General features: G+C 32.4%; 1 protein-coding gene. It reads left to right on the top strand.

The window, feature by feature from the left end; translation table 11 throughout:
• A partial coding sequence (locus N2Z58_09480) for an HAD hydrolase-like protein (protein ID MCX7654888.1) occupies positions 1-389 on the top strand: 389 nt, incomplete at both ends.

Below are 389 nucleotides of genomic sequence, written 5' to 3'. Positions count from 1 at the left end.
CCACTATCTTGCTTGGAAAAGACTTGCTAATGAATTAGGATTTGAATTTACAGAACATGATAACGAAAGGCTAAAAGGAGTTAGCAGAATGAAGTCCCTTGAGATTCTTCTTGAAATAGGGAATTTATCCTTTGATGAAGAAACTAAACTCAAACTTGCAGAAAAGAAAAATAATTGGTATGTTGAATACATATCAAAAATGGATGAATCCGAAATCCTTCCAGGAGTTAAGGAGTTTTTATCTCAGCTTAAGGAAAATGGATATAAAATAGCATTAGGTTCTGTAAGTAAAAATGCGATGATAATACTTGAAAATACTAATTTAAAACAATACTTTGATGCCATAATCGATGGCAATAAAGTAACAAAGGCAAAGCCTGATCCTGAGG

The organism is Fervidobacterium sp. (assembly GCA_026419195.1).
In the GTDB taxonomy this organism is placed as follows: domain Bacteria; phylum Thermotogota; class Thermotogae; order Thermotogales; family Fervidobacteriaceae; genus Fervidobacterium.
This window is presented reverse-complemented; position numbering and strand designations above follow the sequence as displayed.